Below are 17981 nucleotides of genomic sequence, written 5' to 3' on the forward strand. Positions count from 1 at the left end.
CCTTGAGAAAACCGCAATGGTCAGTCGATCAGAACTTGGGCGTCGCGGCCTTCACCGCCGGTCGGCCATTCTCGAAGACGCGGCTCCAGGCAAGGATCCGAACGCTCTTGCGCAGCCCGGTCGGCCAGAACGGATCGGCGTGGACGAGGCCCTCGACCTCCTCACGAGTCGCACGCTCAACGATCCAGAGTCCGCCGGCAGGCGATCCATCGACCTCCTGAAGCGGGCCCGCCGACCGGATGACGTCGGCATGGGCTTCAAGAAAGGCCAGATGATCCGCCATGTGGCGCTGACGGATCGCAGGATCGGCCCGCGGGTTGTCTTCGAACAGGACGATGTGAGTCACGGGACCTCTCTGGCTGTGACAGAGCAACCCTGCACTTGCATTAGCGCAGTTGACATACGAAGTGTCGTCGTTCTCTCCTGCAAAAATGCAGGGCTTTGATTGGAACGATCTGCGCGTTCTACTCGCCTTCGCACGCATGGGCAGCTATGCGGGCGCGGCACGGCAGCTTGCCGTGGATGAGACCACGGTGGCACGCCGTCTGCGGGCGCTGGAGCATGACCTGGGGACAGAGCTTCTGCTGCGCGAGGCAGACGGCCGGCCCCGGCTCAGCCCCACGGGACGGGCCATCACCGCCGAGGCCGAGTCGATGGAGCGATCGGGCGATGTCATTGCCGAAACAATCGGCGCCGCGGCCGAGGCAGCCCGGGGCATCGTTCGCCTGACTGCTGTGCCGGTCGTCGCAAACCGCATTCTGGTCCCCGCCCTCGGTAATCTGACCACGCGTTATCCCGGTCTCACCATCGAGCTGGTCCCCGAGCCGAGTGATCTCAGCCTCACGCTGCGTGAATGCGACCTCGCCGTCCGGCTGGCCCGTCCCCGAGACGGCGGCACACGCGTCACGGCGCGACGCATCGGTACCCTACATTACGGCGTCTATGGACGGCATGACCGAACGGCCGAGGCATCGCTGCCCTGGATCACCTACGACGCCGCGATGGCATCGCTGCCGCCGTCGCGATGGCTGGCCAAGCGGATCGCCGACGGTGATGCCGCATGCAGCCTGCGCGTGACCGACGCCGACACCGCGCTTGAAGCAGCCGCACAAGGCCTCGGTCTCACTCTCCTGCCGAAGGCGGCTGCCGAAGCGGATGCCCGCCTCGGTGCGCTCGATTCAAACGGATGGCCCGACCCGCCGCAACGCGAAGTCTGGTTGCTCGGTCATGCCGATCGGCGCGCCCTCAAGAGCATTCGAGCCGTTGCCGAATGGCTCGAAGGCCTGCCGGCCTTTTGCCCGGACTAGATATCGACCTCAACAAACCGCATGGCCTGGCGGGCCGTGCGGCGGACCATCTTGCGGCGGAACGGCGAGGCGAGCAGGCGGTTGAGCGCGGCGAGACAGAGTTCGCCAGCGCTGCCGGTCTCCTGGCTGGCGACGAGATTGCGCACCGCCATGGCCGTCTTCACCAGATGCACCGACACGATGTATTCGTCCTGGCCATGGTCGAAGAGCGTCTGTTCGACCTCCTTGAAGAAGGCATCGGGGTTCTCAACGGTCCAGTCCTCGATATCGACGTTGGGATTGTCGTGACCGATGTTGCGGCCCGAGAAACAGGCCATCTGCAACAGACCCTTGGGCCAGAGTTCCGGATATTTGCGGCAGAGCTCCAGCACGCTTTCCGCGAATGTGAGCCCATGGGTCAGATCGAGCCAGCCGACGTCGCTGCCGTAGGGCTGGTCGAGATTGTCGAGGTGCTTGAGGTCGAAGGTCGCCATGTTGATGGCGTTGGCGGCAAGCAGGCTGCGGAAGAGATCGAGCGATGGGGCGGTACCATGCTCGGCGGTGAAGGCGATCGCCTTGTTCGCATTGAGCTTGAGGAAATCCGTGGCCGGCGGCGCTGCCCCGTTGGGCTTCGTGCCGAACCCTTCGAGCGCCTCGCCATAGGCGCGGAACTCGGGGATCAGCTCCTCGCGGAAGGCGTTGACGATGCTGCGCACCAGCGAGAGCAGGACCGCCTCGGCGACCTCCTCGCCGAGGCGACGGATAAGCTGGCCGGCCTTGGTGACATAGATCGCCGAGTGCCCGAAATCGGCGTAGTGGTCGAGCGCCGCGCGCGCGAGGCCCCGCTCCATGGTTCCGAACGCATCACCCCTGGCGAGCGCGCCTCGGGTCAGGCGAATGGCCCTGGCCTCATCTTCCGAGTCGCAGGCCGCCACGAAGGCTTCCTCATCCCAGTCCTCGGAACCCCCGGCGAAGGGATAGCTCGCCTCGCGCAGGGTGTCGTCCGACATGTGGCCGATGGTCTCAAGCAGGCAGATCAGCTGGTTTTCGGGCTCGTCCTGATGCCCGTCGTAGAGCGTCAGCCAGTCGGCGGTGCCGGCATAGGCGTGGGTCCAGCCGAATTCCATCTTGTCGTGGGACCAGCGGATCGCTGCCCGCACCGCGACCATGGGATCGACACCCAGGCGCATGACGCGCGCGATCTCGCGCGCCAGCCGTTCGTACTCGTGATCGACGAAACCCTGCTCCAGGTCCTCGAGTGACTTGGCGAGCTGTTCATCGACCGGCGGATCAACGATCTTGATCCAGATCTCGCCGTCCCGGACGTCGACCGGGTAGGTGCGCAGCTTGTCGCCGTCGCGCTGATTCTCGCCGGTCTCCAGGTCGAACTTCCAGTTGTGCCAGTTGCAGGTGAGCAGGCAGTTCTCGTCGAGCGTGCCTTCGCGCAGCGGGTACCCTTCGTGTGGACACCGGTTGTTGCAGGCGTAGATGCCTTTCTTCGTGTCGAAGAGCGCGATCTGACGGCCGTCCAGCCGAAACACAGTGCGGCACTTCTTCTGAAGCTCCTCGCCGCTGACGGTCTTGACCCAACCCTCGCTCATCGCTTCCTCCCGCGCACTCTCCAATCAATTTAAAAACAAATAACTTTCTTTTCAAGAGGCGCCTCGGCCCAGTTTACCCACTTCCCACCACCCCTGTAGAGTGCACGCCGCATGGCGGCGGTTGGAACGAGCCCGGTCCTTGAGGCCGAATCCCTGACCTGCGAACGGGGCGGCCGACGTCTGTTCGTGGCCCTGTCGTTCGCGCTTGAGCCGGGCGAGATCATGGTGCTGCGCGGCCCCAACGGCAGCGGCAAGTCGAGTCTGCTGCGCCTGATGGCGGGCTTGATGCCGGCGGCCGAAGGAACGCTTCGCTGGCACGGCGCGGAGACCACGGAGAATCCCACTGCCTGGCGCCGCGCGATGGTCTTCACCGGGCACGGCAACCCGGTCAAACCCAACCTCTCGGTCCGCGAGAACCTGACCTTCTGGTCGGGTTTCGAGAACGGCACGGTGGCGGTCGATGAGGCGCTCGATGCGCTTGATCTCGGCTGGCTGGCCGACCTGCCGTCGGTCATGCTCTCGGCCGGGCAGCAACGCAGGCTCGGTCTGGCGCGGCTCGCACTGCGTCCCGGCGGCTGCTGGCTGATGGACGAGCCGACTGTGACCCTCGATACCGCCTCGGTCGAACGACTGCACATCCTTGTTGCCCGTCATCGCCAAAACGGCGGCATCGCCGTGCTGGCCACCCACGAGGGCATCGAATTCGAGGACGTCCGGACCCTGACCCTGGGCCGTGCGCCATGAACTCCTTCTGGGCCCTGGTCCGGCGCGATGTGGCGCTTGCTGTGCGGTGCGGCGGCGAGGCGGCACTGACCTTGGGGTTTTTCGTCGTCACCGTTGCCCTCTTTCCCTTCGGTGTCGGCCCGGACCCCGAACTCCTCGGACGCATCGCTGCGGGCATCGTCTGGGTGACCGCACTGCTCGCCGCGACGATCTCGCTCGACCGCCTTTTCCTGTCCGATCTGGAAGACGGCTCGCTCGACCTCCTGGCGCTCTCGCCGCTGCCTCTGGAACTCATCGTCGTCGCCAAGTGCCTGGCGCACTGGCTGGTGACGGGCCTGCCGGTCACGCTGCTCTCGCCGCTGATGGCCATGATGCTGCAGCTCGACGGCGCAGCCCATGGCCCGCTGATTCTCTCGCTCCTGATCGGCACGCCGGCGCTGAGCCTGACCGGCGCGATCGGCGCAACCCTGGTGCTGGGCGCCCGGCGCGGCGGCGCGTTGATCGGGCTGTTGGTCCTGCCGCTCTTCATCCCCGTACTGATCTTCGGCATCTCCGGTGTCGAGGCGGCGCTGGCAGGCCTGCCCGTGCTGCCCCATATGCTGATCGAGGGAGCCATTCTGGTCGTGAGCCTGCCGCTCGCGGCCCTTGCCGGCGCCGCTGCGCTGCGGCTGGCGCTAGCGTGATCGTGGTTGGACGTGCAGCGATGCGCCGTGTAGTCACCCCCCGCCCCGCGAGAGACCCAAACCGCCGTGCCGTCGTTCCTGCATAGCCTCGCAAGCCCGGCCCGCTTCCAGCGGCTGAGCCGGCGCATCCTGCCGTGGGCCAGCATGCTCGCGGCGGGGCTCATCGGCATCGGCCTTGTCTGGGCGCTCGGCTTCACGCCGCCCGACTACCAGCAGGGCGAGACCGTGAAGGTCATGTACATCCACGTGCCCGCGGCCTGGATGGCGATGTTCTGCTACTCGGTGATGGCCGTGCTCTCGGTCTCCTTCCTGATCTGGAAACACCAGCTTGCCGATCTCGTCGCTCGCGCGTCGGCGCCGATTGGTGCCTGCTTCACGGCGGTGGCGCTGATCACCGGCAGTCTCTGGGGCAAGCCGATCTGGGGAACCTACTGGGAGTGGGATGCCCGGCTGACCTCCGTCCTGGTGCTGTTCTTCCTCTACCTCGGTCACATGGCGCTTTCAGGCGCCTTCGACGACCGCGAGCGCGGCGGGCGCGCGGCCGCGATCCTCGCCGTGGTCGGCGCGATCAACATTCCGATCATCAAGTTCTCGGTCGACTGGTGGAACACACTGCACCAGCCTGCCAGCGTGATCCGCATGGACGGTCTGGCCATCCACAGCTCCCTGCTCCCGCCGCTGCTGGTCATGGCGGTCGGGTTCACGGCGTTCTACGTCGCCGTGCTGCTCGTCCGCATCAACAGCGAGGTCGCCGCCCGGCGCATCGAGGTTCTGCAGCGACGACAGGCCGCCGAGGCCGTACCCGGGGTGAAGCATGGCTGAGTTCCTGGGTATGGGCGGTTACGCCGCAACGGTCTGGCCGTCCTACGCCGCCGCCGCCGTTATTCTCGTCGGTCTTCTGGTCGTCAGCTTGCGCCAGGCGAGCCGGCGCAAGGCCGAGCTGGAACGCCTGGAATCCCGGATCGAAAGGCCTCGCCGTCGATGACCCGCAAGCAACGACGCATGGCCTTCCTCGGCGCGGGGTTCGTGTGCTTCGCGCTCGCCACGCTGCTGGTCCTGGTCGCGCTCGAAGACAAGGTGACGTTCTTCTATTCCCCGTCCGACCTTGTCGCCGAACCGGTGGGGCCCGAGGTGCGTATCCGTCTGGGCGGTCTTGTTGTGGATGGTAGCGTGACCAGGCTCGAAGACGGCGTCACGACGGTGTTCGAACTGACCGACGGCGGTGCGGTAGTGCCGGTGAGCTACACCGGCGTGCTGCCCGATCTCTTTCGCGAGGGCCAGGGCATCGTCGCCAACGGCACCATGCCCTCCCCCGCAGGGCCGTTCATTGCCGACAAGGTGCTTGCCAAACACGACGAGACCTACATGCCGCCCGAAGTCGCCGAGGCGCTCAAGGAGCAGGGCCACTGGCAGGAGGGCGACCAGCAATGAGCTTCGACATCGTGATCGTCGGAGGCGGGGTGATGGGGCTCTCCACCGCTTGGCATCTGCTGGACCGTGAACCCGGGCTGAGGGTCTGCGTGATCGAGCGCGACCCAACCTACGAATTCGCCTCCACGCCGCGCTCGCTCGGCGGCGTGCGCCAGCAGTTCAGTGTGGCCGAGAACATCCGGATGTCGCAGTATGGCCGCCAGTTCTACACCGTGTTCGCCGAGACCATGGCGGTCGACGGCGAGAAGCCCGATATCGGCTATCGCGTAGAGGGCTACCTCTTCCTGTTGCCCGAAGAGGCGCGGGCCCAGGCGCAGGAGCTCAACGACCTCCAGCGCAGCCTCGGTGCGACCACCGAAATGCTCGATCCCGCCGGGATCGCGGTGCTCTTCCCGTCGCTCAATCTCGACGACATCGCCTTTGGCACCTACGGGCCGGAAGACGGCTGGACCGACCCCTACGCCATCGTCATGGGCTTCCGGAAAAAGGTGCGCGAGATGGGGATCGCGTACCGCCAGGGTGGGGTGGCATCCATCGCGACGGCCGACGGCCGAGCCACCGGAGTCGTTCTCGAAGACGGTTCGACCGTCGCAGCCGGACAGGTTGTCTGCGCGGCCGGCGCATGGTCGAACACGTTGCTGGCAACGGCCGGCGTCGAGGTTCCCGTGGTGCCGGTGCGTCGCATGGTGTTCTTCTTCGAGATCCAGCAGGAGATCGAGCCTCTGCCGCTGACCATCGCGCCCGACGGCCTCTATTTCCGTCCCGAAGGTCGCGGCTATCTGACGGGCCATTCGATCGAGGAACCCGAAGGGATCAACTTCGAGGTCGATGACAGCTTGTTCGAGGAGTCGATCTGGCCGGCGCTCGCCGAGCGCGTTCCGGCCTTCGAGGCTCTGCGCCAGACCAACGCCTGGTCGGGGCTCTACGACATCAACAAGCTCGACGAGAACATGGTCTGCGGCCCCCATCCGGAAGGGCCGGCGAACCTTCACATCCTCTGTGGTTTCTCCGGCCACGGCCTGCAGCAGGCGCCGGCGGCGGGTCGTGCAACATCAGAGCTGATCCTGGACGGCGGCTTCACCACGCTCGATCTCAGCCGCCTTTCGGCCGAACGGCTCGTCACCGGTGCTGCGGTGCATGAGGTCGGCATCGTATGAGATCCGGTGCAGCGATGGCACCGGGCGACCGCCGTGCGGTCGCCATCTGGCTCATGGTCGTTGCCGCGCTTGTCTTCGGCATGGTCGTGCTGGGTGGCGTCACGCGGCTGACCGAATCCGGTCTCTCCATGACCGACTGGAACCCTGTCACAGGATGGATTCCGCCGCTCAGCGAGCCCGAGTGGCAGGAGGAATTCGAGAAGTACCGCGCCTCGCCCGAGTATCGGCAGATCAACCGCGGCATGGCGCTCGCCGATTTCAAGACGATCTTCTGGTACGAATTCTGGCACCGTGTGTTGGGCCGCATCATCGGGCTCGCCTTCCTCGTGCCCTTCATGGTGTTCCTGTTCCGCAAGCGGCTCGATCCACCGATGACGCGCCGGCTCTGGCTGCTGTTTGTGCTGGGCGGCCTGCAGGGCCTGGTCGGCTGGTTCATGGTGAAGAGCGGTCTGGTCGACCGGCCGAGCGTCAGCCAGTACCGGCTGGCAATGCATCTGGGCCTCGCCTTCCTGATCTACGGCATGCTCGTCTGGACCATCGCGGGACTCCTGCATACGCCCGACTACGGGTCCGCGGAGCCGGGCATCGCGCGACCTCGCCGCGGAGTCGGCTGGCTGCTTGCGCTGGTCTCTGTAACAATCGTCTCGGGTGCCTTCGTCGCTGGGCTCGATGCCGGACTCTACTACAACACCTTCCCGCTGATGGACGGGCGTGTCGTGCCGGCCGACTACCTGGCCGACGAGCCCTGGTGGCTCAATCCGTTCCAGAATGTCGCAGCCGTGCAGTTCAACCATCGCCTGTTGGCCATCGCGACCGTGGTTGCGATCTTCGCCACATGGTTCGGCCTCGCCCGGTCCTCGCTGACGACACGAACGCGGCTTGCAGCCCGCGCCCTTGCGGCCATGGCCGTGCTCCAGGCGCTGATCGGCGTCATGGCGTTGCTGGCCTACGTGCCCGTCTGGCTTGGCGCCCTGCACCAGATCGGCGCGCTGGTCCTCTTCACGCTGACGATCCTGCTGCTCGACAGCCTGCGCCAGCGGGAGGCGCAATCTCGTCGCTCTATTTCGCGGTCTTCGGACCGAAGATCAGCCAGATGACAAAGCCGAGCAAGTTCAGGAGCAGGATCACAAGGATCCAGATCACCTTGGCGAACGTCGAGGCGTTGCTCTGCACGACACTGACGATCGCCCAGATGTAGAGCGCCAAGAGGAGAAGACCGATCAGGCCGACTTCGATTCCCATGCTTTCAACCTTCGTATGATTCAAAGCGCTGGAGATGGCCCTTCGCCGGGCGGATTTCCAGCATTGTCTGTCGGGCTATCCTGATGCGGACCTGATGCGGAGGCCAAGGGAGACGGTGCATGACTGCACCATCATGGGGCTCTGTTCGCGCACGGGAGAGATCGGCTAAGGCATCACAACGGTCTCGCGCAACGGCGGTTCGGTCTGCCCGGCGGTCTGCCGTTCGGGCGATCTGATCGTCAGCCAGACCTTCATCAACCGTCGCCTCAAGGCCGAGGGCACGTGGCGGCTGGATGACGGCATGGGGGCGGAAACCCTGATGGCTCACCTCGAATCCACCGATGCGGACGGGCGGCACGATACCGAACGGTCAGGTCGTGTGGCGGTCCATGGCCGGGACGACGACTATCCCGAGCTCTCCGAAATCGACATCCGGGCCACAGCCGTGGCCGAACTGTGCCGTCCACCTGGCGCTGGTCGCACCGCTCGCACCCTGTCAGCACATGAAGGCTGACGATCCCGCAACGCCGATGTCGAGCGCGGACCGGGAGGCGCAGCACATCCCGCATGCACCGCCGCGCCATGACTGACGCCGCTACGCGGACTTTGCCAGCAGCACCACCGTCTTCTTGCCGCCTTCGGTCTGCTGTCCACCGATGGGTTCGAAACCGAATCGTTCGTGAAAGCGCATCGACCCGGGGTTGGGCGGTTCCTCGTTGACCTCGCAGCACAGGATCACCGCGCGCTCGGACGCAAGCGCCCAGGCCTCGTCGTAGAAGCGCCGCGCGATGCCTTGGCCGCGGAAACGGACGTCGACCACGACGCGGTCGATGTAGACGAAAGCGTCATAGCGCTCGCTGTACCAGACATAGTTGGCGCTCTGGTAGGACGCGCCGGGTGCGAAGCAGATCAATCCCCCGGCCGGTGCACCATCGACCTCGGCCACGCGGGCCAGGACCGCCTCGTCAAGCAGGGCGGCGAGGTCCGCCGCGTCGAGCGCGTTGACGTGCGGCGCCTCGGCATTGTTGAGCGGCAGGAACCAACTGGCATCCGCCGTCGTCATGTCACGCAGAACGGCGTTCATGGTGCCAGCGCGCGGCCGACCGCGAGGAAGCAGAGCGCGGTGTCCTTCTTGACGTTGTCATCGGTCGGCATGGGCTGCGAGGCGAACTTGGCGATCACCAGGCTCGCCACGGGATCGATCCAGAGGTACTGGCCGAAGACGCCGATGCCGGTGTAGCTGCCGTGGGCGTCGCCCATCATCCACCACTTGTTGCGGTAGCTTCCGGCAGGATTCGCGGCCGACCTCTCGCCCGCCGCCCAGGCCGCCTTGTCGCCGTTGAACCGGCTGTCGGCGACCCAGGCGCGCGGCACGACCTGGCGGCCGTTGGCCTGGCCTTCCTCCAGCATCATCTGGCCGACCCGCGCGAGATCGCGCAGGCAGAGGCAGACGCCGCCCGCCGCACGGGGTGCACCGAAGCGATCCACGGTGACATGACCGTCGAACTCCGCACCCAGCGGCTGCCAGAGAAGCTCGGAGACGGCCTCGGCATAGGGCCGGCCGGTGGCGCGTTCGATCACCCAGCCCAGCATGTCGGTGCAGGGGGAGACATAGTGGAACGCCGCGCCGTGCTCGCCCTGCTTCTGCAGCGTCACCATCCACGAACGCAGATCGCCGGGATTGGCCGGGTCCGTCGGCGGCCTCCAGTTCGAGGCCTCGCGGTACTCGGTGATCGGACCGGTGTTGGCGAAATAGTCCTCGGTGAAGTCGACGCCGACGGTCATGTCGAGCAGATGCTGCAGCGTGCAGTCGTCGAAGGCCGATCCCGCAATCTCGGGAATCAGATGACCGATGCCCTGGGTCGGATCAAGCACGCCGCGGTCCACCAGGATGCCGATGACGAGTGCTGTGATCGACTTCGAGACCGACATCAGGATGTGGGGCCGGTGCTCTTGGAGCTCGTTGCGATAGTGCTCCATGACGATCCCGCCGTTGTGGAGGACGCAGATGCCGTCGGTCTGATGGTTGTCGAGGAACCAGCCGAAGCTGCGCTCGGTGCCGGCGTGATCGGTGTAGGCGACATCGGCCAGATGCTCAGGTGCCCGGGGCAGATCCATAGCCGGGCCCCGGCCACGCCAGATCTGGGCCGAGGGCACGATCTCGCTGACATGGCTGTAGGCCCAGCGGTTGAAGGGCGGGGTCCGCCAGTTCTCCAGCGTGACCATCTTGTCGGGCGCGGCCGGGAAGGTCCGCATCAGGTCGTGGTCGGGCATCTCATCCTCCGTGAAGGGCTTTGGCGACGGTGTGGAAGGCATTGAACATCCCGCCGAAGACGTGCTCGTCCTCCCGCGGGATCGAACCCAGCCTGGTGATCGTGCTGCCGGTTGACGTACCATTAGGCGCGGTACGGGTATCCGGGCATCTCCGCCGCCATGGTGCTGGCAACCGCGATGGGGCGACGCCACGAGATCGTCGAGCATCATGGCGGTGCCGTCATACGCGGCAAACGTGACAGACCCCAGGTCGGAGGATCGCTCGGGCAGGGCCCATACCGGTCCCGCGCCCCGCCGCACGCTTGCGGTGCGGTGCATCCCACGCACGTGATGGAAGCCCCCGCGGTTCTGCGGCCAGTCCTGGAAGTCGGTCGGCGTGACGTCCATGCGCCTAACCGCCGAGCTCGTGCGCGATCGCCCTGAAGCCCCGGAACATATCGTCGAACAGCTTGGGATCGACCGGCGCCGGATGGGTCGAGTGTTTGGCGCAGACCACGCCGGCGACGGGGTCGACGAACACCGACTGCCCATGGATGCCGATACCGTAGTAGGGCCGATGCGGATCGTTGAGGTCGGTGTACCACTTCGACCGATAGCTGTGGCCTGGCATGTCGATGGCGAAATTGCCCCGATCCCAGACCTCGGGATCGCCGTTCTCGCGGAAGTCCCGAATCCAGCTTTCGGGAATGATGCGGCGGCCGTTCATCACGCCGTTCTGCAGATGGAGCTGACCGAAGCGTGCGAGATCGCGGGTCGTCACGCAGAGCCCGCCGTCGGTCAGCGGCGTGCCGGTGCGGTCGAGCGTGATGTAGCCGTCGAACTCCGCGCCCATGGGTTGCCAGATGTCGCGGCTCAGCAGCGTGGCGAAGTCGACGCCCGCTGTGCGCTCGATGATCCAGCCCAGCAGGTCGGTGTTGGTCGAGACATAGTGGAACGCCTTGCCGTGTTCGCCCGCGGGGCGCATCGTCGCGATGTAGGACCTGAGATTGTCGGGGGCGCCCTTCCGTGCGGGCCGCCAGCCCGCCGCAACATCGAGCAGGGCGACATCGCTGTCGGGGTCCTCGTAGTCCTCGCTGTAATCCATGCCCACGGTCATATCGAGCACGTGACGTACCAGCGCGCCGTCATAGGCCGAACCCTTCACCTCGGGAATGATGTCGGTGACGAGATCGTCCGGCGAAAACAGCCCCTTCTCCACCTGGATCCCGGCAAGGGAGGCGCAGAACGACTTGGTGACCGACATCAGCAGATGCGGTTCGTGGGGTTCGACGCCATCGCCGTAACGTTCCGCCACGATCGCGCCCTGACAGAGCACGACAAAACCGTCGGTGTCGTTGCTGTCGAGCATCTGTTTGACGGTCATCGGGTGTTCGTTCATGTCGGTAAACGTGATACCGTCGAGATGGAGCGGCTCGACAGGAAATCCCGAGACGAGACCGTCGCCGCGCCAGACATTCCCGGTGCCGATCAAACGACGCAGGTTGCGGAATGCCCAACGGTTGTAGGGCGCCTCCTGCATGTTTCCGGTCGTGACCAGTTCGCCCTCCGCAGGCGGAAAATGGCGCATCAGGCGCGGCGTTTCGTTCATGGCGACCTCCCCGTTCGAGCGAGACGCTAGCACGCTCTCCACAGCGGCTGCACCCGGACTGCATCTGACCTATGATCATCGGCGGATGAACGGAGGGGACGATGCGCGTCAATGCCCTGCCCGACCACAACGAGGCGCTGACCGAACTGGCCGAGCGACTGTGTGACCGGTTCTCGACCGGCGATGCGGTGCGCGAGCAACATGCCCACGACGAGAGCTGGCATCATCCCGAAGCGCCGCACGCCGTCGTCTTCCCCGAGAGCACCGAAGAGGTAGCCGCTGTTGTCGGAATCTGCGCCCGCCACGGCACGCCGGTGATCCCCTTCGGCACCGGCACGTCGCTTGAGGGCCAGGTGGTGGCGGTCGAGGGTGGCGTCTCGATCGATATGATGCGTATGAACCGGGTGCTCGAGGTCAACGCCGAGGATCTTGACTGCACGGTCGAGGCGGGCGTCACCCGCAAGCAGCTCAACGAGTACCTGCGCGCCACCGGTCTCTTCTTTCCGGTCGATCCCGGTGCTGATGCCTCGCTCGGCGGCATGGCGGCGACCCGCGCCTCGGGCACCAACGCCGTGCGTTACGGCACCATGCGCGAAGCTGTTCTGGCGCTGACCGTGGTGACCGCCGACGGTCGCATCGTGAAGACCGCCCGCCGGGCCCGGAAGTCGTCGGCGGGTTACGATCTCACCCGTCTCTTCGTCGGTTCGGAAGGCACGCTCGGCGTGATCACGGAGGTCACGGTGCGCCTGTTCGGCATCCCCGAGGCGATCAGTGCGGCGACGGTCGCCTTCGACGACATCGAGGCCGCGGTCAACGCTGTCATCGTCACCATCCAGTCGGGCATCCCCATGGCACGCATCGAGCTGCTGGACGAGGTCCAGATCGAGGCGATCAACGCCTACTCCGGCCTCGACAACCCGGTCGCACCAACACTCTTCCTTGAGTTCCACGGCACCGAAGCGGGTGTCGCCGAACAGGCCGAACGCATGGGCGAGATCTGTGGGGAATTCGGCGGCAAGGACTTCCGCTGGACCGCGCAGCAGGAGGACCGCAACCGGCTGTGGCAGGCGCGCCACGCCGCCGCCTGGGCGGCAAAGGCGATGCGCCCGGGGTCATCGATCTGGCCGACCGACGTCTGCGTGCCGATCTCGCGTCTGGCCGAATGCATCGTCGAGACCAAGAAGGATCTCGAGACCACCGACATCCCCGCCCCGCTCGCCGGCCATGTCGGCGACGGCAATTTCCATCTCGTCTTCCTGCTCGACCGCAACAACCCGGACGAGCTGGCCGAGGCCAAGCGCCTCAACGACCGCCTGGTCCATCGCGCGCTCGCCATGGGCGGCACCTGCACGGGCGAACACGGCGTGGGCCTGGGCAAGATGCACGTCCTGCAGGCCGAACACGGCGAGGCCGTGAGCCTGATGCGCCAGCTCAAACGGGCCTTCGACCCCCAGGGCATCATGAACCCCGGGAAAATCCTCTCGGACTGAGGGACAGGCACGATGTCCCCGGTCCTGTTCCTGATGGTCCCGCAGCCGGCGCCATCCTGATCGGGATGGGCCTCAATCCGCTGCTCGCACCATGGCAGCACGGCGTCATCCGCCGGACCGGAAAAGGCAGCCGTTGTTGCACACAGAACGGATGGGCACGATCTCGGTTCCCGCCGTGCTCTTCGCCTTCGGCGTCCTGCTTCAGCTCATCGCGTCCTGGGGCATCACCCCCTGCTGCAGGAGCCTCCACCCAGGACGCAGAACTTGGCGCAATGGGGATGGTTGAGCTTCACCGCGCCCGAGGCCTCGGCCAGGGTGGTGCCCATCTCGAACCGGGGGTCGTAGGGCAGCAGGGTGCAGGCGACGACGGCCGGTGTCTCGGCGCCCTTGCGCTTCACGACCATGCGCGCGCTCGCGCACATGATGCCCTTGGGATCGACACCCAGAATGCCCCAGCAGGCGGTGGTGATCTCAGGCACCTCAGCCTTCTCGTCCATCTCCGGGAAGAGAACGAGCTCCATGGGATCGTCGGCATTCACCTTCAGGCCCATCCCGGCGATGAAGGTGCGGAAGCCCTTACGCAGGCTGGCCTCGTCCTCCTCCCAGCGGGTCCGGCCCGCGAGGTGAACCTTGAAGTCGTGCTCAGCGAGCCAGCGCAGCCCCTGGACCATGGGGTCCCACGATCGTTTGCCGCGTTCGAGCTGGTGGCGGACCCTGGTGTAGTGATCGACGGAAACGCGCAGCGTCATGCGCTCGCCGTATCGCGCCTGCAGGTCGAGCAGACCGTCGGCGCATTTCATCATCGGGCGCATGGCATTGGTCAGGATCATGACCTGATAGCCGCGCCTCAGGGCATCCTCAACCATGACCATGACGTCGGGGTTCATGAACGGCTCGCCGCCTGTGAACCCGATCTGCCGGGTGCCCAGGCCGTCGCGCGCGATCTCGTCGAGATAGGCCCGGACCTCGTCGGCGGTGATGTAGACCAGCCGGTCGTTCAGCGGACTCGATTCGATGTAGCAGCCCGCGCACGTCAGATTGCAGAGTGTGCCGGTGTTGATCCAGAGCGTCTCAAGCCTTGCCAGACCGATCACCGCGCGCGGCTCGCCCTTGGCCGTCCAGTCGGGATCGGAGAACTTGGCATCCACCGGAGCAATCCACGTTTCAACATTCATGAACACCACCACACTGTTTGCAGCCGGGACCATGACTGCAGACCGCCCCGCTGGCAATTCATAACAGCCATCGGAACACTCGGCTATCATGCGGCACCTTGCAAACCGGCGTCCGGCCACAGGGAGTGCTCCACGCCCGTGGCGGATGTCACCCGGCACAATCTGAAGCACAACGGCCATACCGAGAGCCGGATCGAACAGGAGACCAGAGCACGTCTTCGGGGGTCTTCGCCGCAAGAGCGGTCTCGGCAAGGCGCTCGATGCTCCGGCCGCTCGCATCCTCGACATCCGAACGAGCCGTTTGCCGGCCGGCGCCACCATGACGGTGGTCAACAACCCGGTCGCCAGTCTCCCGTTCGGCGTCGCGGCGCTCTCCGCGATTACCCCGCAGCATGCCGGAAATTGCCTTCGGGAAAAACGTGCTTCAAGATTGATGAGGCGCGATTGCCGGAAGGAACCGAGATGACGCAGGCGCTTGAGATCGTTCCCCTGACGCCGACCATCGGCGCCGACGTGCCCGGCGTCGACCTGGGCAAGCCGCTTGATGAACGACACCTTCCAGGCGCTGCCCGCGGCATGGATGGAGCACTTGGTCCTGTTCTTCCACGACCAGACTCTCGACCCCGCATCGCTCCAGGCGCTGGGCCGCCGGTTCGGGCCGCTCCACGTCCACCCGCAGGGCGACAACAGCCCCTTGCTGCAATCCGCACTGGTCGATCTCGACCGGGCGAAGCTCGACCTGATCCGCACCTCGGTTCTCGCGCCGTCGAACGGCGCGGTCACCGGTCTTCAGCCGGCACCGGACCTGTTGGCCAAGGCCAACACGCCCGTCATGACCTTCGTCGACCCAACCATGACCAAGCCAAAACCTAAGACGAAATTGCCAGCCCTGATGGCGGCAGGTATGAAGTCAAGTCGATATCAGACGACGAAAGCGGAATTGGAAGAGGAAATTGATATGCCGGGATGGTCGCGGGATCAGGCGCGCAAGACTTTCATACAGCTGTTCGTGACCAACGAATCCTGACCTGGCTCGGATTTTTCAAGGTACTGATGTGACTCGAGTTTATAATCCCCCCTTTAATGATCGCCCCAGGTTCAACTTATCCTTCCGTGCAGGATTTGCAGTTCCCCATGGCAGCCGGTGCCTGCGATAATGCTGGGCGAATCGCATGATCGTGGCACCTTCGCCAGGAGTTCCCGCACCATGACCGAAAAGACCCCTGCACCCTCGCCCAACGCCCCTTCGAGCAACGCCACCTGGAACTGGCATCCCGACCTGCCGGTCGAGGGCGTGCCCTACTGGTCGTGGCCGCTGCGTCCGATCGCGGCGCTGAAGTGGCTCCTTGCGAACTTCATCAAGTTCACCGACCGGGCGTTTTATCTCGTCTTTGCCCTGGTCCTGGCCTTCTGGTTGCAGCCGGTCACACCGGAGCAGGCCACCCTCTCGTTCGACTGGGTCAGCTGGGTCTTGCTGCGCAACACGATCGCCCTGCTTGCGGTCGCAGGCGGTCTGCACCTGTGGTTCTACGGTGCCAACGCGCAGGGCGACACGCTGAAGTACGACCCGCGCCCGATGCCGCGCGAGAAGGACAGGAAGTATACCTTCGGTTACCAGACCTGGGACAACATGTTCCATTCCCTGGTCTTCGGCCTGCCGATCGCGACGGCTTACGAGATCCTGGCGCGGGTCATGTACGCCCGCGGCGTCTTCGTGGCGATCGAACCCGCCACGAGCCCGGTGTGGTTCGTCCTGATGTTCCCGCTGGTGACGATGTGGCAGAGCCTGCACTTCTACGTCATTCACCGCGCGCTGCACTGGGCACCGCTCTACAAGCACATCCACGTGCTGCACCACCGCAACATCAATCCCGGTCCCTGGTCGGGGATCTCGATGCACCCGGTGGAGCACGTCCTTTACTTCAGCACCTTGCTGATCTTCTTCGTCGTACCCGGCCATCCCGCGCATATGCTGTTCCTGCTGTTCTGGCAGCTTCTGGGAGCGCCGTCGGGGCACTCCGGCTACGAGGCGGTGTGGGCGAAGAACAAGGCGCGTCTGGGTGTCGGCGGCTTCTTCCACCAGCTCCACCATCGCTACTTCGACTGCAACTACGGCAGTGAGGAGTTCCCGCTGGATCGCTGGCTCGGCACGTTCCATGACGGCACAAGGGAGGCGACCGCTAGGATGCGGCGTCGCAACAAGCCTGCTCCCGGTCGGACCGTCGGTACCGGGACGACCGGATAGCACCCCTCATACGCCAGCAAGCCGGGCAGCATCGCGATCCCGGAGTCCGGTTCTGCGGCCACCGCCACGTGATTCTTGCGTGATGGGCGTCGGTGGACATGCGACGACGCAGCTTGTCAGTGTGCACCGTAACGTCGGGCCCTTGGGGGCACCATGGGCTTTGCCAACATTGATGCGCAGCTGCCCACAACCCTGTTGCCGCTGTTTCTGATCGGTATGGGGGTCGAAGATCGCCCTGTTGCCGTTTCTCGAGAAGACCAGGGGCATGGCCTCCGCTATGCAGCGCGAGATCGGGACCCGAATGGTCACGATCGGCACGATCACCGCACACCGCTGAGGCCGTGGGCGGCGCGCCACGCCAAGCCCTCACAGGGGGCGGAGGGTGGTGGAGCTGAGGGGATTCGAACCCCTGACCTTCGCATTGCGAACGCGACGCTCTCCCGACTGAGCTACAGCCCCGCAGGATCCCGCTTCGGGAAGCGGTGATGTAAGAGCCGCCCCGTCGGGTGTCAAGCGATGTCCGCGGCGACCGGCGTCCACATACGCCGTGTCTGCGCGCCCGCCGGCCGGCCTCGTCCTCGGCGCCGTCGTCCCGGGGGCGGACACGGTTCTGGCACCCTCTCAACCGGCGCGATTCCGCTGCCGTCCCGCTTCGTCTGGTGCGTGAATCCGCTCTGCATCTGAAGACTCGGAGCATATCCCGTTCAGATTGATTCAATCTGAACGGGATATGCTCTAGATTAACCCGGCGCTATCGAAAGGGCATGGCCCATGGATGCAATCATCTGGCTCGTCGACACCGTCTTCAGGATCTACTTCTGGATCCTGATCGCGCAGGTGATCATGAGCTGGCTGGTGTCGTTCAGGATCGTCGACACGCGTCATCCCATCGTCGACGCGATCGGGCGCTTCCTCTGGCAGGCAACCGAACCCGTCCTGGGTCCGATCCGCCGGCTTCTCCAGCGCTTCCTCGGCAATCTCGGCGGGATCGACATCTCGCCGATCATCGCGATCGTCACTCTCGAATTCCTGCGCCGCTTCATCATCGGCAGCATTCTGATCCCGATCGCCTAATCCTGATGACGG

Annotated in this window: 20 protein-coding genes and 1 tRNA gene; 13 read left to right on the plus strand and 8 right to left on the minus strand. The window is 65.3% G+C overall.

Annotation, left to right across the window (positions count from 1 at the left end):
• Nucleotides 1-28: 28 nt before the first annotated feature.
• On the minus strand, nt 29-484 hold the full coding sequence (locus GDA49_09880) for a hypothetical protein (protein MBC6440695.1): 456 nt from the start codon (nt 482-484) through the stop codon (nt 29-31).
• On the opposite strand from GDA49_09880, the gene GDA49_09885 reads away from it, so the two are divergent.
• Complete coding sequence (locus GDA49_09885; GenBank protein ID MBC6440696.1) at nt 483-1307, plus strand: LysR family transcriptional regulator; 825 nt, start codon at nt 483-485, stop codon at nt 1305-1307. The two genes, GDA49_09880 and GDA49_09885, sit on opposite strands and share 2 nt — an antisense overlap.
• Here the strand turns inward: GDA49_09885 and GDA49_09890 are convergent.
• Nucleotides 1304-2887 carry a Rieske 2Fe-2S domain-containing protein gene (locus GDA49_09890; GenBank protein ID MBC6440697.1) on the minus strand — a complete coding sequence of 528 codons (1584 nt, stop codon included), beginning with the start codon at nt 2885-2887 and terminating at the stop codon, nt 1304-1306. The two genes, GDA49_09885 and GDA49_09890, sit on opposite strands and share 4 nt — an antisense overlap.
• A gap of 111 nt (nt 2888-2998) precedes the next feature.
• Here GDA49_09890 and ccmA point away from each other — a divergent pair, with 111 nt between their 5' ends.
• The 7 genes from ccmA (at nt 2999) to GDA49_09925 (ending at nt 7978) form a co-directional block, all read left to right on the plus strand.
• Nucleotides 2999-3631: a heme ABC exporter ATP-binding protein CcmA gene (ccmA, locus tag GDA49_09895; GenBank protein MBC6440698.1), complete on the plus strand. Its 633-nt coding sequence runs from the start codon at nt 2999-3001 to the stop codon at nt 3629-3631.
• Entirely contained in the window at nt 3628-4293 is a 666-nt protein-coding gene (gene ccmB / locus GDA49_09900) for a heme exporter protein CcmB (protein ID MBC6440699.1), read from the plus strand. The genes ccmA and ccmB overlap by 4 nt, the downstream gene beginning before the upstream one ends.
• Nucleotides 4294-4371: 78 nt before the next feature.
• A complete protein-coding gene (locus GDA49_09905) occupies nt 4372-5115 on the plus strand; it encodes a heme ABC transporter permease (GenBank protein MBC6440700.1) in 744 nt (247 codons plus the stop codon).
• Nucleotides 5108-5278 carry a heme exporter protein CcmD gene (gene ccmD / locus GDA49_09910; GenBank protein ID MBC6440701.1) on the plus strand — a complete coding sequence of 57 codons (171 nt, stop codon included), beginning with the start codon at nt 5108-5110 and terminating at the stop codon, nt 5276-5278. Before GDA49_09905 ends, ccmD begins: the two co-directional genes overlap by 8 nt.
• Nucleotides 5275-5724, plus strand: a complete 450-nt coding sequence (gene ccmE / locus GDA49_09915) for a cytochrome c maturation protein CcmE (protein ID MBC6440702.1) — start codon at nt 5275-5277, stop codon at nt 5722-5724. The genes ccmD and ccmE overlap by 4 nt, the downstream gene beginning before the upstream one ends.
• Nucleotides 5721-6881, plus strand: coding sequence for an FAD-binding oxidoreductase (locus tag GDA49_09920; GenBank protein ID MBC6440703.1), 1161 nt, complete (start codon nt 5721-5723; stop codon nt 6879-6881). Before ccmE ends, GDA49_09920 begins: the two co-directional genes overlap by 4 nt.
• Nucleotides 6878-7978, plus strand: a complete 1101-nt coding sequence (locus GDA49_09925) for a COX15/CtaA family protein (protein MBC6440704.1) — start codon at nt 6878-6880, stop codon at nt 7976-7978. Before GDA49_09920 ends, GDA49_09925 begins: the two co-directional genes overlap by 4 nt.
• Here the strand turns inward: GDA49_09925 and GDA49_09930 are convergent.
• A complete protein-coding gene (locus GDA49_09930) occupies nt 7941-8123 on the minus strand; it encodes a PLDc N-terminal domain-containing protein (protein MBC6440705.1) in 183 nt (60 codons plus the stop codon). The genes GDA49_09925 and GDA49_09930 overlap by 38 nt on opposite strands.
• A gap of 301 nt (nt 8124-8424) precedes the next feature.
• Here GDA49_09930 and GDA49_09935 point away from each other — a divergent pair, with 301 nt between their 5' ends.
• Nucleotides 8425-8637 carry a hypothetical protein gene (locus GDA49_09935; protein MBC6440706.1) on the plus strand — a complete coding sequence of 71 codons (213 nt, stop codon included), beginning with the start codon at nt 8425-8427 and terminating at the stop codon, nt 8635-8637.
• A gap of 81 nt (nt 8638-8718) precedes the next feature.
• Here GDA49_09935 and GDA49_09940 read toward each other — a convergent pair whose 3' ends face one another.
• The 3 genes from GDA49_09940 to GDA49_09950 all read right to left on the minus strand — a co-directional run bounded on the left by GDA49_09940 (nt 8719) and on the right by GDA49_09950 (nt 11985).
• Nucleotides 8719-9207, minus strand: a complete 489-nt coding sequence (locus tag GDA49_09940; GenBank protein MBC6440707.1) for a GNAT family N-acetyltransferase — start codon at nt 9205-9207, stop codon at nt 8719-8721.
• Nucleotides 9204-10397: a serine hydrolase gene (locus GDA49_09945; GenBank protein ID MBC6440708.1), complete on the minus strand. Its 1194-nt coding sequence runs from the start codon at nt 10395-10397 to the stop codon at nt 9204-9206. Before GDA49_09945 ends, GDA49_09940 begins: the two co-directional genes overlap by 4 nt.
• 391 nt (nt 10398-10788) lie before the next feature.
• A complete protein-coding gene (locus tag GDA49_09950) occupies nt 10789-11985 on the minus strand; it encodes a serine hydrolase (protein MBC6440709.1) in 1197 nt (398 codons plus the stop codon).
• A 101-nt stretch (nt 11986-12086) separates the two neighbouring features.
• Between GDA49_09950 and GDA49_09955 the strand changes: the two genes are divergently transcribed.
• Nucleotides 12087-13475, plus strand: a complete 1389-nt coding sequence (locus tag GDA49_09955) for an FAD-binding protein (GenBank protein MBC6440710.1) — start codon at nt 12087-12089, stop codon at nt 13473-13475.
• A gap of 224 nt (nt 13476-13699) precedes the next feature.
• On the opposite strand, the gene GDA49_09960 is transcribed toward GDA49_09955, so the two are convergent.
• Entirely contained in the window at nt 13700-14650 is a 951-nt protein-coding gene (locus GDA49_09960; GenBank protein MBC6440711.1) for a radical SAM protein, read from the minus strand.
• Between the two features lie 544 nt (nt 14651-15194).
• On the opposite strand from GDA49_09960, the gene GDA49_09965 reads away from it, so the two are divergent.
• Nucleotides 15195-15677 (plus strand): TauD/TfdA family dioxygenase, encoded by a 483-nt coding sequence (locus GDA49_09965; GenBank protein MBC6440712.1) that lies wholly within the window; start codon nt 15195-15197, stop codon nt 15675-15677.
• A gap of 180 nt (nt 15678-15857) precedes the next feature.
• Nucleotides 15858-16895, plus strand: coding sequence for a sterol desaturase family protein (locus GDA49_09970; protein MBC6440713.1), 1038 nt, complete (start codon nt 15858-15860; stop codon nt 16893-16895).
• 383 nt (nt 16896-17278) lie between these two features.
• On the opposite strand, the gene GDA49_09975 is transcribed toward GDA49_09970, so the two are convergent.
• Nucleotides 17279-17354, minus strand: a tRNA-Ala gene (locus tag GDA49_09975).
• Nucleotides 17355-17666: 312 nt separating this feature from the next.
• On the opposite strand from GDA49_09975, the gene GDA49_09980 reads away from it, so the two are divergent.
• A complete protein-coding gene (locus GDA49_09980) occupies nt 17667-17969 on the plus strand; it encodes a YggT family protein (protein MBC6440714.1) in 303 nt (100 codons plus the stop codon).
• Nucleotides 17970-17981: the final 12 nt, after the last annotated feature.

This window comes from Rhodospirillales bacterium, assembly GCA_014323865.1.
Taxonomy (GTDB): Bacteria; Pseudomonadota; Alphaproteobacteria; order SP197; family SP197; genus SP197.

Excerpts from the sequence above, each read along its gene's own strand:
- GDA49_09955 (MBC6440710.1), top strand. The coding sequence starts at position 12,087 with ATGCGCGTCAATGCCCTGCCCGACCACAACGAGGCGCTGACCGAACTG.
- ccmD (MBC6440701.1), top strand. The coding sequence starts at position 5,108 with ATGGCTGAGTTCCTGGGTATGGGCGGTTACGCCGCAACGGTCTGGCCG.
- GDA49_09960 (MBC6440711.1), bottom strand. The coding sequence starts at position 14,650 with ATGAATGTTGAAACGTGGATTGCTCCGGTGGATGCCAAGTTCTCCGAT.
- GDA49_09930 (MBC6440705.1), bottom strand. The coding sequence starts at position 8,123 with ATGGGAATCGAAGTCGGCCTGATCGGTCTTCTCCTCTTGGCGCTCTAC.
- GDA49_09980 (MBC6440714.1), top strand. The coding sequence starts at position 17,667 with ATGGATGCAATCATCTGGCTCGTCGACACCGTCTTCAGGATCTACTTC.
- GDA49_09890 (MBC6440697.1), bottom strand. The coding sequence starts at position 2,887 with ATGAGCGAGGGTTGGGTCAAGACCGTCAGCGGCGAGGAGCTTCAGAAG.
- GDA49_09970 (MBC6440713.1), top strand. The coding sequence starts at position 15,858 with ATGACCGAAAAGACCCCTGCACCCTCGCCCAACGCCCCTTCGAGCAAC.
- GDA49_09950 (MBC6440709.1), bottom strand. The coding sequence starts at position 11,985 with ATGAACGAAACGCCGCGCCTGATGCGCCATTTTCCGCCTGCGGAGGGC.
- GDA49_09945 (MBC6440708.1), bottom strand. The coding sequence starts at position 10,397 with ATGCCCGACCACGACCTGATGCGGACCTTCCCGGCCGCGCCCGACAAG.
- GDA49_09935 (MBC6440706.1), top strand. The coding sequence starts at position 8,425 with ATGGGGGCGGAAACCCTGATGGCTCACCTCGAATCCACCGATGCGGAC.
- GDA49_09925 (MBC6440704.1), top strand. The coding sequence starts at position 6,878 with ATGAGATCCGGTGCAGCGATGGCACCGGGCGACCGCCGTGCGGTCGCC.
- GDA49_09880 (MBC6440695.1), bottom strand. The coding sequence starts at position 484 with ATGCGTGCGAAGGCGAGTAGAACGCGCAGATCGTTCCAATCAAAGCCC.
- GDA49_09885 (MBC6440696.1), top strand. The coding sequence starts at position 483 with ATGGGCAGCTATGCGGGCGCGGCACGGCAGCTTGCCGTGGATGAGACC.
- ccmA (MBC6440698.1), top strand. The coding sequence starts at position 2,999 with ATGGCGGCGGTTGGAACGAGCCCGGTCCTTGAGGCCGAATCCCTGACC.
- GDA49_09965 (MBC6440712.1), top strand. The coding sequence starts at position 15,195 with ATGAACGACACCTTCCAGGCGCTGCCCGCGGCATGGATGGAGCACTTG.
- GDA49_09920 (MBC6440703.1), top strand. The coding sequence starts at position 5,721 with ATGAGCTTCGACATCGTGATCGTCGGAGGCGGGGTGATGGGGCTCTCC.
- ccmB (MBC6440699.1), top strand. The coding sequence starts at position 3,628 with ATGAACTCCTTCTGGGCCCTGGTCCGGCGCGATGTGGCGCTTGCTGTG.
- ccmE (MBC6440702.1), top strand. The coding sequence starts at position 5,275 with ATGACCCGCAAGCAACGACGCATGGCCTTCCTCGGCGCGGGGTTCGTG.
- GDA49_09940 (MBC6440707.1), bottom strand. The coding sequence starts at position 9,207 with ATGAACGCCGTTCTGCGTGACATGACGACGGCGGATGCCAGTTGGTTC.